Raw genomic sequence first — 15747 nt, 5'->3', positions numbered from 1 at the left:
AAGAGTTTTGTATTCTCCGGCTACTAAAATCATAGGTAGTTTAAAACTCTAAACGATAACCAACCTTAATACTTTTATTATCAAATTTATTACCTTTGGCATAGTCAATTTCTGCATAAACATTGTGCTGTTTATTAATTTTAGCATTAATACCCACACCATTATCCCACCAACTACCATCAAACTTATAGGTATCGTGAGTAGCGGCAACACCATTAAATGAATAACCAGTTTTACCATCAAACTCTTTTACATAACCAGTTTTGAAGTAAACATCAATGGGCGTTTTACCTCGATTAATACTGTAGCCAACAATGGCACTGGCTCTTCCTAACACAGAATCAAAATCATCTAATTTGGTTTTTAAGCCATTACTAGAATGAATTTTGGCACTATCTTGATGGGAGTAGGTTAATTGGGCTTGTGGCTCAAGATACCAACCAGACTTAACTTTACCGTTAAAGTAAAAACGTTTACCTGTTTCAATGCCTAAGGTATAACCTTTGGTTTTACCATCTCCATTGACTTGATAACCACCGCCAGTTTCAGTATTAAAGTCATTTTTCATCACGGTATACTTAGCAATGGCATCTATATAAAAATCATTTTGGGTTTTATAAGTACCATAAAATCCCACATGATAACTTTTAGTGTCGCCATGACCTATATCATAATCAGCCTTTGCCTTAGCAGTACCCACCATAATACCCGCATAAAGATCATTGCCATCTACATCAAAACGTCTATCTAAACCTGCTTGAAAACCATGATAATCCATATCAAAACCAGAGAGTTTGCCACTAAATGAGCTCATACGGCCAGCAAAACCTCTTATCCAAAAATCCCAATCATTGTCTCGAGATTGACGCAACTCTCCCATACGGTGCAATAATGTTTGCGTTTCCGCATAATTCAATAAGTAATTAATATTTAAAACATTAACTGAATGATCTGCTGTATTGGTTAATGAGCTTGGCCCTCTAGCTGTAGCACTCAAATGCCAGTGATTAGTGTCTTCAGCATAGCTCACATCCCCAGGATTTAGATAGTACTTATAAGCACCTATATCTACATACTGGCCTACATGGTTTAAGGTAAATTTAGCATTACCATCTGTTGTTTCAACCAATTTTAAACGTTCAGTACTATCTACGGTAGCGGACCCATTATAATAGTCAGTAACTGTAATAAGGTGATTACCTGCAGAAGTGCCTGTAACCTTTAATAAATCACCAATATTATTAACGCCTGAACCCGTACCAATAACATTGGTGCGCATTTGAAAATGACCATTACCACTTAAATTATCTACGGTTAATACTACCTTATTAGTAGAATCGACTGCTGTAGCTTGATCACCTAAGATAACATTAGCATAGTTACTTAATGATAAGTCTGTTACTTGTGAGCTTTTACTCATCTGCCAAGTACTATTAGCACCAGCTATATTAAGGTTTAATACACTACCTGTATCAGTAATTGAAGTATTACCCTCAAAGTAAGAGTTATCTGTCATACGCAAGTCGATCTTACCTTCTCTATCAACTTTCATATCACCAATTACATAAAACTTACCAGAAGTTTGTGTACTAGTATCTGTATTATAGGAGGAAATAACAGAATCTGTTCCACTCGCATAGATAGAAAGACTATTTTTAGTAGGATCTACTATAATGGAAGTATCACTCAATAAGTCAACCTTGCCACCTGCATAATTTACAACATTGTTATTATTAGTATTTGTAACAGAACCATCCATAGCTACAATGCCATGAGCATTTGTTCCTGTTGTTTGAATAATAGTGTTACCTAATTGTATATGGCCTGTTTTATTAGCATAAACAGCATAGGCATTATTACCTTTAGTAGATATTTGGCTATTACTACCAATAGTTACTTTAGCCGTTCCTGATGGATTTCCTTCTGTTTCACGATCTCGATTTCCTGCATAAACAGCATAACCTGTTCCTGCTGAACTATTAGCACCCTTGCCTTCTGTTTGAATAATAGCATTATTGCCTACATTTATTAAATTGTTTCCTGATCTAGATAAATTAGCACGAACGGCTACGCCAGCTTTAGAATAAATCTCGCTGTTGTCACCTGTATTAACTGTTGAGTTACTGGTAATAGTTACGTTGATTGCATCACCTGATATACCATTAGCTTTTACAATTAACTTACCATTGACTGTTAAGCCGCCATTACCTTGCGTTCTAATAGCATCAGTAGCAAGGAAACCACTACTAGTTACGGTCAAGTTATTAGCTGTCATTTGTGATGAGGCATAAATACCTACACCTTTGACATCAGGTGAAGTCCCGAAATTAAAGCCTGTATTATTAATAACAACGTTTGTATACTGCAAACGAGAACCATCCCATACAGCATATTGGCCACTACAAGTATTAGTATCAGTTACAACATTATATGTACAACTAGCACTATCCGCCAGAACCGCTGAACTGCCAAAGCCAAGTGTAAAACACATGTGAGAATATAAAACTGCTTTTGAGTACTTCATAATCACCCTTTTTCCTCCTATCCCTTAAATACATAAAAAGTAAACTCAATAAAATATCACTCACTCAACTTAAGTAGCATTTACCTACTTAGAAAAACACCTATAATAAAAGGGCTGTAAGTATTATATTTATTTCTGATTCTATTAAAGCCCTTATAAACACTGGTGTCAATTGACATGTTTTGTTAGTTTTTACCAAAAAAAATACTTATCAGACAATACTTTTCACTCGACAAAATAACCTATTTTTAGTGTATTTTTATCTTTCTGATTCTACTTATTTTTATTCTAAAAATTAGATTTTCTCAGCACAGACTTAATGACAAAAAAATCATCTTTAAAAAGAAAAAATCAAGAGCATGTATCATTTTTGTGATTTATTTCACATCAAATAATTAATAAGTAGAATATTTTTATAATTTTCCTACATATCTATATAAACAAAAAACAGGTTAAACGCTGTAATAACTATCCAGCTTTTTTGTTTTTATGTGTATGATGTGCCCCAGTTATCAAAATTACTGATTTGTAGAGAGTCATTAACCATGAATACACATTACCCAACTATTGCTGATGTAATTGGCAACACGCCTTTAGTAAGATTACAACGGCTAGCAGGTAATACCAGTAATACTATTTTAGTTAAATTAGAGGGTAATAACCCCGCAGGTTCTGTGAAAGATCGCCCTGCTCTATCGATGATTACTTTAGCCGAACAACGTGGTGCGATTAAAGAAGGCGATACATTAATTGAGGCCACCTCTGGTAATACAGGTATTGCCCTTGCCATGGCAGCCGCGATTAAAGGCTATAAGATGGTGCTGATTATGCCTGATAATATGAGTGCTGAACGTAAAGCAGCAATGACCGCCTATGGCGCCAAATTAGTAACCGTTACCAAAGAGATAGGCATGGAAGGTGCTAGAGACTTAGCATTAGAGATGCAAACCAAAGGTCAAGGGATTGTACTTAACCAATTTGCTAATAGTGATAATCCACAAGCTCATTACGTAAGTACTGGCCCAGAAATCTGGCAACAAACGCAGGGTAAAGTTACCCACTTTGTCAGTGCAATGGGTACCACGGGCACTATTATGGGTGTTTCTCGTTATCTTAAAGAGCAAAATCCAGCTATTCAAATTGTTGGTTTACAGCCTAAAGAGGGAGCCTCTATTCCTGGTATTCGTCGCTGGAACCCTGCATATCTACCTAAAATATTTGAAGCTAATCGTGTAGACCGTATTATTGATATGGAACAACGAGAGGCAGAAGATACCATGCGTCGTTTAGCACGTGAAGAGGGCATTTTCTGTGGTGTGTCATCAGGTGGTGCAGTAGCAGGTGCATTAAGACTGGCTAAAGAAGTAGAAAATGCTACCATTGTTGCTATTATTTGTGATCGTGGCGATCGTTATTTATCAACAGGCATCTATGATGAACCTCAAATATGAGTAAGCAAAACCAAGGTTTACGCTTTCAAAGTAACCGTAAACCAAGCAATAGTAAAACAATCCCTGTAGGTAAAAAACAAATCTTAACCATTGATCGACTCTCCCATGATGGACGGGGCATTACTAATTTTTATGATAGAACATGGTTTGTAGCAGGCGCTTTACCTACTGAAGAAGTCGAAGTGAGGGTTGTCTCTAGCCAAAGCAAGTGGGTAAATGCTAAATGCGAAAAAGTCATCACCCCCTCACCTATCCGTCAAACTCCCCCTTGCCAGTATGCAGGTACTTGTGGCGGTTGTGAGCTTCAGCATATTCCTTATGAGCAACAAATACAGCTCAAACAAAACAGTGCTATCGAGCAATTTCAACGAATAGCTAATATTACATTACAGGAATGGCAACCACCATTGATTAGCCAACCTTTTGCTTATCGTCGTAGAGCACGTATCGCCACTCGCTATAATGAACAAAGCAAACAGTTAGAAATTGGTTTTAGGGCAGCTTTTAGTCAACAAATCGTTGCTATTAACAATTGCCTTGTATTAACTGAATCGCTTAACCAACTATTACAACAACTACCTAATTGCTTAACAAAATTAACCTCGCCACGTCATATTGGCCATATTGAATTATTTTCAGGCGATCAGAATGCATTACTTGTTCGCCATACTGCACCACTCACTGATAAAGATATCAATACACTACATACTTTTTGCCAAACCCAACAATGCCAACTATGGTTACAAGGCAAAGCTGATCCTATGCCTTACCAAACAGAATTACCTTTAAGTTACCCATTAGTGACTAATCAACAATCTCTTAAACTCAATTATCGTATGGGAGACTTTGTACAGGTAAATACTGAAATTAATCAGGCAATGGTTCAACAAGCATTAGACTGGCTACAAGTACAAGCTAATGAGTCTGTCTTAGATTTATTTTGTGGTTTAGGTAACTTTACGCTACCACTGGCAAAACAAGCTAAACAGGTAATCGCTGTGGAAGTTATTGAGGGAATGGTCAATTTAGCTAAAGAAAATGCTAAACAAAACCATATAGAGAATGCCTTTTTTTATAAGGCCGATCTTACACAACCTATAGCTGAACAAATCTGGGCGCAACAAAGGTTTTCCGCTGTACTATTAGATCCTCCCAGAGATGGCGCAATGGAAATAATAAAACAGATGAAAAAATTAGATACAAATCGCTTGCTCTATGTTTCTTGCAACCCAGCCACCCTCGCAAGAGATACTAAGCTATTGATAGAACAAGGTTATCAAATTAAAAAAGCAGGTATAATGGATATGTTTCCACAAACCTCACACTGTGAAGTCATGGTATTGTTTGAGCGTTAGTAGCAATATTAGTACAATAGTAGATTACGCAATTTATTAAAGAACACCATAAAGGTAGTTTCATGGTACAAGTTAAAGCACATCAATCTATTAATGAAGATGGTAGCATCAACTTAGATGCTTGGCTGGAACACATTAACTCAATGGTTTCTGGCTTAGATATTGCTGCTTTACGCAAAGTCTGTGAGTATGTTGCCAATGTTGTTAATACCAGTAAACCTTCTCATCAAGGCTGGAATGAAGATATTTCCTGTTTTCATGTTGGCTTAGATATAGCAGAAATTCTAGCTGATTTAAACCTTGACCAAGAAACCTTAACTGCCGCTATCATTTACCGTGCAGTCCGTGAAAAATATATCACCTTAGAAGAAGTACAAGAAAAGTTTGGCGAAACAGTCGCTAAACTTATTGAAGGTGTGCTACGCATGGCAGCTATTAGCTTTGCTAATAACCCTGTGCAATCTGATATGTTAAGCCCACAAGCACAAGTAGAAAACCTACGTAAAATGCTAGTGGCAATGATTGATGATGTTCGAGTAGCCCTTATTAAACTAGCTGAACGTACCTGTGCTATTCGTGCGGTTAAAAATGCTGATAATGATCGCAAAATAAAAGTAGCCCGCGAAGTAGCTGATATTTATGCACCACTAGCCCACCGTTTAGGTATTGGTCATATTAAATGGGAGTTAGAAGACCTTTCTTTCCGTTACTTAGAGCCTGACCAATATAAACAAATTGCTACCCTACTGCATGAACGCCGTTTAGATCGTGAACAATATATTGCTGATGTAATGCAGCAACTTCGTGAGAAACTTGAAGAAGCCAATATTAAAGCTGATATCAGTGGTAGAGCTAAACATATCTACTCTATTTGGCGTAAAATGCAACGCAAAGGGCTTAAATTTAGCCAAATTTATGATGTTCGTGCTGTCCGCGTATTAGTACCTGAACTGGCCGACTGTTATACCACCTTAGGTATTGTGCATACCTTATGGCGTCATATTCCTAAAGAGTTTGATGATTATATCGCTAACCCTAAAGAAAATGGCTACCGTTCTCTACATACAGCCGTAATTGGTCCAGAAGGAAAAGTACTGGAAGTACAAATCCGTACCCAAACCATGCACGAAGAAGCTGAACTAGGTGTATGCGCGCATTGGCGTTATAAAGGCACTGATGTCAAAAGCAAATCAGATCATTACGAAGAAAAAATTTCATGGCTACGTCAAGTTTTAGAGTGGCAAGAAGAGCTTGGCGACTTTATGGGCATTGCAGACCAGTTAAGGCTGGATACTGAACCTGATCGCGTCTATGTTTTTACCCCTGATGGACATGCTGTTGACCTACCTAAAGGCGCTACTCCGTTAGACTTTGCTTATCGGGTGCATACTGAAGTGGGACATCGTTGCCGTGGTGCTAAGATAGATGGTCGTATTGTGCCACTCAACTACAACCTAAAAACAGGTGAGCAAGTTGAGATTATTACCAGTAAAGAAGGCGGTCCTAGCCGCGACTGGTTAAATCCTAACTTAGGTTATATCAACACCTCTAAAGCACGTGCCAAAATTATTCATTGGTTTAAACTGCAAGACCGTGATCAAAACGTTGCAGCTGGTAAAACCATGATAGAACGTGAATTGTCACGTTTAGCCTTGCACCATGTTAATTTTGAGAAACTAGCCGAAAAAGCTAATGTCAAAAATGCTGAAGACCTCTTCGCTGGCTTAGGTGCTGGTGATTTACGTTTAGCACATATTGTTAATTTAGCCCATCAATTAATTGAACCTACTAGCAATGAAGTTGAGCAACTTGAATTAATCCAACGTCGCCCTAGCAAGATTGGTAACAATCCTGGAGAAATTCAAATTCAAGGTGTGGGTAATCTAATGACACAGATGGCTAACTGCTGCCATCCACTACCTGGCGATGCAGTTATTGGCTATATTACAGTAGGTCGCGGTGTGACTATCCATCGCCAAGACTGCCCTAATGCGCTACAGTTAGCTAGCCGTGAACCAGAGCGTATGATCCAAGTAGATTGGGGCCCTGTACCTGCTAAAACCTACCCCGTGGATATTCAAATTAAAGCTTATGATCGTTCAGGCTTACTACGCGATATTTCACAACTGTTGTTAAATGAAAAAATTAATGCGCTAGCAGTCAATACTTTATCCAATAAAGAAGATAATACTGCTTCTATGAAATTAACTATTGAAATTACTGGCTTAGACGCACTAGGAAGATTATTAAGCCGTATATCTCAACTACCTAATATTATAGAAGTAAAACGTAGTTTAAATGGTTAGTAATGGATAAATATTACAGTAGCTCAAATCTTTTTATCATAAAAAATTGATAGTAAAAATTTGAGCTACTTTATATCTAAACCTCAGATATATTACTTCCCACCAATCCAACCATCAAGCATATCTGCAAAGTCGTCTGCATGCTCTTCCTCTTGTTCTAAAATACCTTCTAGAACACGTTTGGTTGTAGTATCTGCATCACCAATATAATTAATCATCTCTCTATAACTATCGATAGCAATACGTTCTGCGATTAAATTTTCTTTAACCATATCTTTTAGAGTTACACCCTCTTTATATTCAGCATGAGAGCGTTTTGTTAAGGTATCTGGGTTTAAATCAGGTTCACCACCTAACTGTACGATACGTTCTGCAAGTATTTTGGCATGTGCTTGTTCTTCTTGAGCATGAATAAGAAACTCGCCTTTTACAGAGTCTGCTAGCATACCTGTCGCCATAAAATAATGACGGTAATAACGTAAAACACAAACCCACTCAGTGGCTAATGCCGCATTTAATAATTCAATTACTTTTTTACGATCTAGGGTATATGTTTTAGTGACTGCACCATCTTCAATATTTTTTCTAGCATTGGCACGTAAGGTTTTAGTTGGAGTAAACTGAGCAACATTTTTTGCTTTTGACATGGTAAATCTCCTCTTAGATTAAACATGAACTATCACATGTTTTTTCATTTTAATTATCAGACTATTACACGGTTTTGAGGAATTACTAAACTATTAACTATAGCTATTGTTATACAATTTTAGACAAGGCGAATGGCTGAAGACAGTACAACTAGTACGGCGAAGTCATTCAACGATGTATAAAAATGTAGAACAATAGCTATACTAATAAAACTAAGTAATACCAATAGTTCATATAGTAAAGACTAATGCACGCAAGGAGTACTAGCATTAAGTCTAAAAACAGCGGGTTATTTGCAAGAGAATATTTATTAATTAGCTTGTTTCAAAAACACGATCAACACCTGTACTGGACACTCCTTGCTCGTACAGTATTTCATCATAAAGCCGACCATCATCTAAATAGTATTGCCAGAAACCTATTTGCAAGCCCTGCGAATAACTACCTTGTACAGATTTAGTACCATTTTCATGCCAACTAATATAACTACCTGTTAGTTTACCCTGTTTATAAAAGCATTCTTTTTCTTTTTGCCCTGACTCGTACCATTCAAGACAAGGACCTTTTTCTATGCCATGCTCATAAGTCAGTTGAGTTTTAAGTTGACCGTTTTCATACCAGTATTGAACTGAACCATTTAGGCTATCTTGATAGTACTGCCCTTCTCTTTCCTTTTGACCATTTTTATACCAACAAGCACCATAGCCATGAAAACATCCCTCATGGTATGGAATTATCTGATCTTTTTGACCATCTTCATACCAAAGCCGCCAATAACCTTCTTCTAGGCCATCGACATAAGGGGCTTCTAAGGCAATCTGACCATTTTCATGCCACTCTAACCAAACAATATCCTCTACAGGTGTTCCTTCATCAAAATGAACAGCAACCCGTTGTTCGGTTAAAGGATGACAAGATTGGCAAAAACCATGTTTTACACCAGCATCATAATGGTCTTCTGTTTTTAATTTACCATTTTTATACCAACTGCGCCATGCACCATGCCGCTCACCCTCTTGATAATAACCTTCAGTTTGTTTTTCACCTTCTTCATACCAAGCTTGGTAAACACCTTGCGAAATATCTCGCACATAACATTGTTGTTGTTCTTTTTGACCATTTTCGTAATAAGTTACCCACCAACCTTCACGCTCACCTTCATGAAAATAGCCCTCGATACATTTACTACCTGACTCATACCACGTAATAAATATCCCCTCTTCTAGCCCCTTTTGGTAATGCTTTTCTGTGGATTTTTGACCATTCTCATAATAAGACGACCAAACGCCTGTACGCATCCCTTGTTCTAATGCACCCTCAAGCACTAATCGACTTTCATCAATCACTTTATGCCCACCATGCAACCAACCTTCTTGGTAATGTGATTCGATATAAGAGCTTTCATCATCAGGCCAATATTTTCGCCAACAACCTTGTTTATGGTTGTCTAAAAAATATCCTTCGCCCGCCTTTTGACCATGTACATACCAACTACTCCATTCACCATTACGCTTGCCTGCTTGGTAATTGACCTGTTGCTCTTTAACACCCGTTTTATAATAAAGGGTTAGCAGTCCATCTATAGGTAATAACTCATAGTCAAAACTAACAGGAATAGCTGATTCTTCAGCAATTACTAAAAAAGGATCAGTACGTTTTTCACCCGTCACATAAAAATCCTGCACTAAACAACCCTCAGTATTTCTTTCAATTAACTGACGAGTAAAGGATTTAACAGCGGCAAGGCGGGGTATTTTGGGGGTCATGAATTGGGTTCAACACTACTAACAGCTAAAGCAAAATATCAACCTTATACTATACATCAGTTAGTGATGATTATCGAATAATATACTGGTTATTATTCTCACAAAATATTAAATCAAGGGCTGTTTTATCTTATTAAAGGGGCTTAGCAAGTTTTTTAACATCATTTCTGCCTGATAAACAGCATCTGCATTAACCTTATCACTCGCTACAACTTGCTCAAGCAGAGCTTCTACTCGTTCACTCTCACGTTCCGAGACACTATAAAGCTGAGCAAGTAATAAAGCTGCATTGTCATCACCTTTTGCTAAAGCTAACTCTAAATAATGCTTGTAACGCAGAATATCATGGGTATGACGATAGGCAATAGCAAGGTTAAGGTTGCTTTCAAAACAGCCACTTTCTATAGCCCTTACATACCATTTGATAGCGTCCGTAATATTAACAATTACGCCTATACCATAAAGATAGATACCGCCTAATATATCCATAGCTTTAGCACAACCATCAGCGGCTAGTTGTTCCAGTAATTTGCGCGCTTTTTTATATTTTTGGCGATCTAAATACTCAGTTACTTTAGCTAATTGCTTTACTACTTTTTTAGAATCTTTTTGGTAATTACTGGGATATTTTATTTTCTTAACAATAGGCTTAACGGATTTAAATAAGTCTACAAAACTTTCTAGTTTTTCTTCTTTTTCCAAGTTTTTTAAAATTTGCTGTGCCTGCTCTATTTCATCCTGATAAGTATTATCACGCGTTACCACTAATAATAGTAACGCTTGAACTTGTAAACGTTCTTTAGTGGAAACACTGTATAATTTAGCTAGGTTAAATGCAGCACTATCATCACCTTGTGCCATTGCTTTTTCTAAATAATATTTATAACGCTGCATATCACCCAATTGACGATAGGTAATCGCTAAATTCTTTGAATCTATTCCTTGTTTAATTGACTCTAAATCCCAGTAAATCGATTTTTTATACTGTTTTCTAACATATTCACCATTATGATACATAAGTGCCAATGCACTCATTGCATGAGCATTACCTTCACGAGCTAATTCACTAAATAACCGATAAGCTTTTTTATAATTTCCTAAATCCTCAGCTTTACCAGCTTCTTCAAGACGATCATACTTTTTAATCATTGTATGCTCCTAGTATATTCAGTGAGGGCACGTTGCAAGTTTTCAGGTAAGGGATTATTACGGCAAGCTTCAACCGTATAAATATTAGTGATATTAGTATAACAAGGCCACTCTTGTTGTGGCATTTGATTCACATCATAAGCGATGGCAATTAAACCATTTTTTACATCTTTACTGGGTGTATCATTACGCATCACTGCTGTGATAAAACAGGTATTAGACTGTTCATCGGCTAAAAAACGAATAGTTTTAATATATTCATAAGCCTCCACTTGAGAAATAAGTTGTTGTTTATCTGCCATAGTTGGACAACGTTTATATTTTTTATAAAAACTTATAAGTGGTTGCTGATAACGTTTAATGAATTGATAAGCTTGTTGTGTTTCAAGTGCTGGGCGTTTTTGATAGTGCAAAATAATATTGGATAATATTTTATGGCTAGCGATAAATAGCACAATAAAAATAATCCAAAAACCAATAATAAATACAGTACGTTTTTTTATCAATTTCACCATTATTACACTAATTGTTACCTATTACTATTAACTTAATATTGTATTATCTATTAGCTATTAAATAAATTATACTAATAATTCACTTAATATAATTATTGGATCTAGAAATATGCCTTGGTATGGTTGGATAATTCTCTTTTTCGCCTTTTCTGCTATTATTAGTCCACTATTTTCTTTGTTAAAATCAAACAAAAAAATTCAACTAACTGAAGAACAAAAAAAGCGTATTCGGGAACGTAATGTTAAATGGGATGAAATGGAAAAAAAAGACAAAGAGTAACCTAGTCTTTCCTTTTTAACTCACGACACGAAAATAGTTTTTATACTACAAAGATAGGCTCTATATGTACTCTTATACTGCTCGTCCATCATTATTAGAAAATCGTACTATTCTTATCACTGGTGCTGGACAAGGTATAGGAAAAGCTATTGCATTAAGTTGTGCAGAGCTTGGTGCAAAAGTTATATTACTAGCAAGAACAGCCAGTAAGTTGGAAGCTGTTAGTAAACAAATAATAGAACAAGGTTATTTATCGCCTATTATTATTCCCTTTGATTTAGCAACAGCGAAAGATAAAGATTATATCCAATTAGCTGAACAACTCTCTGAACAAGTTAATCAGTTAGATGGCTTGGTTAATAATGCATCTATTGCCACTGATTTAAAACCTTTTACAGAGCTTTCTATTGAAGAATTTCAACAGATTATGGAGGTTAATGTGAATGCTACCTTTGCATTAACTAAATACCTGCTACCTCTTTTACAACAAGCAGCAGATGCCTCTATTATTTTTACCTCTAGTTCAGTGGGTCGTAAAGGACGGGCTCTTTGGAGTGCTTATGCCTCTTCTAAATTTGCTACTGAAGGACTTATGCAGTGTATTGCTGATGAACTAAAAGAAACTTCTATCAGATCCAATAGTGTTAATCCTGGTGCTACCAGAACAGCCATGCGTGCCCATGTTTACCCACAAGAAACAGTAACGGATAATCCACTACCAGAACAAATAATGCCTGTTTATCTTTATCTATTAGGTCCTGATAGTATAGGGATTAATGGGCAAGCCCTTAATGCACAATAAATTTATATAATGACTAAACAAACTGCTTTAATTCAAATGCATATTGCCGCTATTTTATTTGGCGTCTCAGGTATTTTTGGTAATCTTATTGCTAGCGACTCGTTTGTTATTAGTATGGGTCGTTCTATTTTTGCTATTTTTGCAATGACATTACTTAGCTTGCATTTTCGATATATTCCTTGGCGCATTCCATTAAAAACTTTTTACACATTAGTTATTGCAGGCATTTTATTAGCTGCCCATTGGGTTACCTTTTTCTATGCAATTAAAGTAGGTAATGTGGCTATGGCAACCTTGGGCTTTGCTTGCTTCCCTGCTTGTGTTGCTCTATTTGAAATGCTATTTTTTAAAGATAAAATTACTAACGTAGAATATTGCTTACTGCTTTGTGTTTCCATTGGCTTAATTATGGTAACCCCTTCTTTTGACTTAAGTAATGGCGGCACACTTGGTTTATTATGGGGTATAGCCTCTGGCATTCTTTATGGGGCTAGTGTAGTTGTTAATCGCTACAACTTAAAAAGTACTACGGGTGTACAAATTTGTTGGTGGCAATGTACTGTTGTGCTAATTATCTTATTACCTTTTACTATCACTAGCATACCTAGTATATCGAAAATGGATTGGTTATGGATTGCTTGTTTAGGGTTACTGTGTACTGGACTTTCTTATTATCTATTTATCAGTAGTTTGACTGCTATTAATGCCAAAACAGCTTCTATTATTATTGCCTTAGAGCCTGTTTATGCAATTTTTGGAGCATGGATATTATTTAGTGAACAACCAAGTATAAGAACTATTATTGGTGGAGTGGTGATTATTTTAGCTGTTGCTTGGGCAGGATTACAAAAACAAACTAATAATACTACAAAGCCTGTTATTGAATAGTATAAGGTAGGGATAACCCTACCTTAATAAACACTCATTAGTGCTGATGACCACCTTCACCATGAATATGACCATGCTCTAATTCTTCAGCAGTAGCTTCACGTACCTCTGCTACTTTTACTTTAAAGTTTAAACGTTGACCCGCTAGAGGATGATTACCATCTACTGTTACGTCATCACCTTCGATATCACGAATAATTACTACTTGCATGCCACCATCTGGTGCTGAAGCGTGAAATTGCATACCTGGCTCTAATTGTTCTACACCTTGGAAAGCACTGCGAGGTACTACTGCTACTAAATCAACAGAATAGTCACCATAACCATCTTTAGGCTCAACTTGTACATCTAGTTCATCACCAGCTTTTTTACCTTCAAGCGCACTTTCCAATCCTGGGATAATATTATTAAAACCATGCAAGTAAGCTAAAGGTGGATGTCCTTCTGAACTATCTAAAACATCACCTGCATCGTTAGTTAATGTGTATTCAATATATACTGCTTTTTTAGGTTCAATCTGCATGGTCTATTGGCCTTTCTTTTCAAAATTTAAATTAAACGCTCATCTTACCTTGCTTAGTTAAAGATATCGACTAAAAATTATTTAAATTTGTATAAGATTAAATATTTTCCTTTATCATTAAAATTTAAATAAAAACCTAGTATCATGATATTTAAAGATTTAATATCTATTATTGGCAATTAACTAAATAAATCAATAAAATTGGTGAACAATTGCAGTTTTTTTTACACTAATCAATATAAATACTAAACAATTTTAATTAAAGTTACTTAATTTACCCACATCATCTATAATGTGACACGTTTTAATTATTGTATAAACAACAGGTAAAAATGTATGACCCCGCGTAATATTTTAGTCATTAATTGCGGTAGCTCTTCTCTAAAATTTGCTCTAGTAAACCCTAAACAAAGTGAATTTGCTATCTCTGGTTTGGCAGAACGTTTAAATACACCTGAAGCAGTTGTTACTTGGAAAACAGGTAGTGATAAAAACAGTTTAATGATCCCTAACGGTGACCATAAAACAGCTCTTTCACAAATTATGCCTCGTGTACAAGAAGTTTGCCAAGGTGAATTAGATGGTATTGGGCATCGTGTAGTACATGGTGGTAGAAATTTCACTGCACCTCACAGAATTACTCCACAAGTGCTTTCAGAAATAGAACGTATATCACCCTTAGCACCTTTACACAATCCACCAGCACTACAAGGTATGCGTGCGGCACTAGAAGTGTATCCTGACCTATTACAAGTGGTGGTATTTGATACAGCATTCCATCAAACAATGCCTGATCATGCTTTCCGCTATTGTATACCAGAAGAATATTACGCTAAACACAATATTCGCCGTTATGGTTTCCATGGTACTAGTCATCGTTATGTGAGTCAGCAAGCTGCTGATTTCTGCAATTTAAATGCAGGTGATAGTTATTGGCTTTCAGCTCACCTAGGTAATGGTTGTTCTACTTGTGCTATTGCTAATGGTCAAAGCTTAGATACTAGCATGGGTCTAACACCTCAAGAAGGTGTATGCATGGGTACTCGTAGTGGTGATGTAGACCCAGGTTTACATGGTCACTTAGTACGCATTTTAAATATGAGTGTTGATGAAGTCGATAATCTACTTACTAAACAAAGTGGTTTATTAGGCTTATCTGGCCTTTCTAATGATATGCGCTCTTTAGAAGAAGCTAGAAGCCGTGGTCATAAAGGCGCTACTATGGCGATTGAGGTTTTCTGCTATCGTTTAGCTAAATCATTAGCCAGTATGGCCTGTGCTTTGCCTCGTATTGACGGCCTTATTTTTACAGGTGGTATTGGTGAGAACTCACCATTAATCAGAGCACGTACTGTATCTTGGTTAAAATTATTAGGCTTTGAAATAGAAAGTGAAGCAAATGCTAAGTTTGTACGCGGTAAAGCTGGCTTAATTAGTAAACCAAGCTCACCACGTATCATTGTTATACCAACCAATGAAGAACGTCAAATAGCACTGGATACACTATTATTTGTAGAAGAAAAATAATACAGGATAGATA

13 protein-coding genes are annotated in these 15747 nt (G+C 36.4%); 7 read left to right on the top strand and 6 right to left on the bottom strand.

What is annotated here, in order from left to right; all coding sequences use genetic code 11:
* Positions 1-40: 40 nt before the first annotated feature.
* Positions 41-2524: an autotransporter outer membrane beta-barrel domain-containing protein gene (locus tag ACQVD9_RS04900; RefSeq protein WP_264747740.1), complete on the bottom strand. Its 2484-nt coding sequence runs from the start codon at positions 2522-2524 to the stop codon at positions 41-43.
* A 545-nt stretch (positions 2525-3069) separates the two neighbouring features.
* Between ACQVD9_RS04900 and cysM the strand changes: the two genes are divergently transcribed.
* From cysM to relA, 3 genes are all read left to right on the top strand, one after another.
* Positions 3070-3975: a cysteine synthase CysM gene (gene cysM, locus ACQVD9_RS04895; protein WP_264747739.1), complete on the top strand. Its 906-nt coding sequence runs from the start codon at positions 3070-3072 to the stop codon at positions 3973-3975.
* Positions 3972-5330 (top strand): 23S rRNA (uracil(1939)-C(5))-methyltransferase RlmD, encoded by a 1359-nt coding sequence (rlmD, locus tag ACQVD9_RS04890; RefSeq protein WP_264747738.1) that lies wholly within the window; start codon positions 3972-3974, stop codon positions 5328-5330. The genes cysM and rlmD overlap by 4 nt, the downstream gene beginning before the upstream one ends.
* A 62-nt stretch (positions 5331-5392) precedes the next feature.
* Positions 5393-7636: a GTP diphosphokinase gene (gene relA / locus ACQVD9_RS04885; RefSeq protein ID WP_264747737.1), complete on the top strand. Its 2244-nt coding sequence runs from the start codon at positions 5393-5395 to the stop codon at positions 7634-7636.
* 92 nt (positions 7637-7728) lie between these two features.
* Here the strand turns inward: relA and ACQVD9_RS04880 are convergent, their stop codons facing one another.
* From ACQVD9_RS04880 to ACQVD9_RS04865, 4 genes are all read right to left on the bottom strand, one after another.
* Positions 7729-8283 carry a ferritin-like domain-containing protein gene (locus tag ACQVD9_RS04880; RefSeq protein WP_264747736.1) on the bottom strand — a complete coding sequence of 185 codons (555 nt, stop codon included), beginning with the start codon at positions 8281-8283 and terminating at the stop codon, positions 7729-7731.
* A gap of 315 nt (positions 8284-8598) precedes the next feature.
* Positions 8599-10050 (bottom strand): toxin-antitoxin system YwqK family antitoxin, encoded by a 1452-nt coding sequence (locus ACQVD9_RS04875; RefSeq protein WP_264747735.1) that lies wholly within the window; start codon positions 10048-10050, stop codon positions 8599-8601.
* Between the two features lie 108 nt (positions 10051-10158).
* The gene (locus ACQVD9_RS04870) at positions 10159-11199 is read right to left on the bottom strand and encodes a tetratricopeptide repeat protein (protein WP_264747734.1); all 1041 of its coding nucleotides are present in this window, start codon (positions 11197-11199) and stop codon (positions 10159-10161) included.
* Positions 11196-11714, bottom strand: a complete 519-nt coding sequence (locus ACQVD9_RS04865; protein ID WP_264747733.1) for a hypothetical protein — start codon at positions 11712-11714, stop codon at positions 11196-11198. Before ACQVD9_RS04865 ends, ACQVD9_RS04870 begins: the two co-directional genes overlap by 4 nt.
* A 109-nt stretch (positions 11715-11823) precedes the next feature.
* On the opposite strand from ACQVD9_RS04865, the gene ACQVD9_RS04860 reads away from it, so the two are divergent.
* The 3 genes from ACQVD9_RS04860 (at position 11824) to ACQVD9_RS04850 (ending at position 13684) form a co-directional block, all read left to right on the top strand.
* Positions 11824-11994 (top strand): DUF2897 family protein, encoded by a 171-nt coding sequence (locus ACQVD9_RS04860; RefSeq protein WP_264747732.1) that lies wholly within the window; start codon positions 11824-11826, stop codon positions 11992-11994.
* A 64-nt stretch (positions 11995-12058) separates the two neighbouring features.
* A complete protein-coding gene (locus ACQVD9_RS04855; RefSeq protein ID WP_264747731.1) occupies positions 12059-12796 on the top strand; it encodes a YciK family oxidoreductase in 738 nt (245 codons plus the stop codon).
* Positions 12797-12805: 9 nt separating this feature from the next.
* On the top strand, positions 12806-13684 hold the full coding sequence (locus ACQVD9_RS04850; RefSeq protein ID WP_264747730.1) for a DMT family transporter: 879 nt from the start codon (positions 12806-12808) through the stop codon (positions 13682-13684).
* 37 nt (positions 13685-13721) lie between these two features.
* Here the strand turns inward: ACQVD9_RS04850 and ACQVD9_RS04845 are convergent, their stop codons facing one another.
* Complete coding sequence (locus ACQVD9_RS04845) at positions 13722-14207, bottom strand: FKBP-type peptidyl-prolyl cis-trans isomerase (protein ID WP_264747729.1); 486 nt, start codon at positions 14205-14207, stop codon at positions 13722-13724.
* Positions 14208-14543: 336 nt separating this feature from the next.
* Between ACQVD9_RS04845 and ACQVD9_RS04840 the strand changes: the two genes are divergently transcribed.
* The gene (locus tag ACQVD9_RS04840) at positions 14544-15734 is read left to right on the top strand and encodes an acetate kinase (RefSeq protein WP_264747728.1); all 1191 of its coding nucleotides are present in this window, start codon (positions 14544-14546) and stop codon (positions 15732-15734) included.
* Positions 15735-15747: the final 13 nt, after the last annotated feature.

The sequence above is a fragment of the Entomomonas sp. E7T21 genome, assembly GCF_058693955.1.
The sequence above is the reverse complement of the archived record's forward strand: the minus strand, read 5'-3'. Positions and strand labels throughout refer to the sequence as shown.

What these genes read in the sequence shown, in the direction of transcription:
- ACQVD9_RS04900 (WP_264747740.1), bottom strand. Translation starts at nt 2,524, where the DNA reads ATGAAGTACTCAAAAGCAGTTTTATATTCTCACATGTGTTTTACACTT.
- cysM (WP_264747739.1), top strand. Translation starts at nt 3,070, where the DNA reads ATGAATACACATTACCCAACTATTGCTGATGTAATTGGCAACACGCCT.
- rlmD (WP_264747738.1), top strand. Translation starts at nt 3,972, where the DNA reads ATGAGTAAGCAAAACCAAGGTTTACGCTTTCAAAGTAACCGTAAACCA.
- relA (WP_264747737.1), top strand. Translation starts at nt 5,393, where the DNA reads ATGGTACAAGTTAAAGCACATCAATCTATTAATGAAGATGGTAGCATC.
- ACQVD9_RS04880 (WP_264747736.1), bottom strand. Translation starts at nt 8,283, where the DNA reads ATGTCAAAAGCAAAAAATGTTGCTCAGTTTACTCCAACTAAAACCTTA.
- ACQVD9_RS04875 (WP_264747735.1), bottom strand. Translation starts at nt 10,050, where the DNA reads ATGACCCCCAAAATACCCCGCCTTGCCGCTGTTAAATCCTTTACTCGT.
- ACQVD9_RS04870 (WP_264747734.1), bottom strand. Translation starts at nt 11,199, where the DNA reads ATGATTAAAAAGTATGATCGTCTTGAAGAAGCTGGTAAAGCTGAGGAT.
- ACQVD9_RS04865 (WP_264747733.1), bottom strand. Translation starts at nt 11,714, where the DNA reads ATGGTGAAATTGATAAAAAAACGTACTGTATTTATTATTGGTTTTTGG.
- ACQVD9_RS04860 (WP_264747732.1), top strand. Translation starts at nt 11,824, where the DNA reads ATGCCTTGGTATGGTTGGATAATTCTCTTTTTCGCCTTTTCTGCTATT.
- ACQVD9_RS04855 (WP_264747731.1), top strand. Translation starts at nt 12,059, where the DNA reads ATGTACTCTTATACTGCTCGTCCATCATTATTAGAAAATCGTACTATT.
- ACQVD9_RS04850 (WP_264747730.1), top strand. Translation starts at nt 12,806, where the DNA reads ATGACTAAACAAACTGCTTTAATTCAAATGCATATTGCCGCTATTTTA.
- ACQVD9_RS04845 (WP_264747729.1), bottom strand. Translation starts at nt 14,207, where the DNA reads ATGCAGATTGAACCTAAAAAAGCAGTATATATTGAATACACATTAACT.
- ACQVD9_RS04840 (WP_264747728.1), top strand. Translation starts at nt 14,544, where the DNA reads ATGACCCCGCGTAATATTTTAGTCATTAATTGCGGTAGCTCTTCTCTA.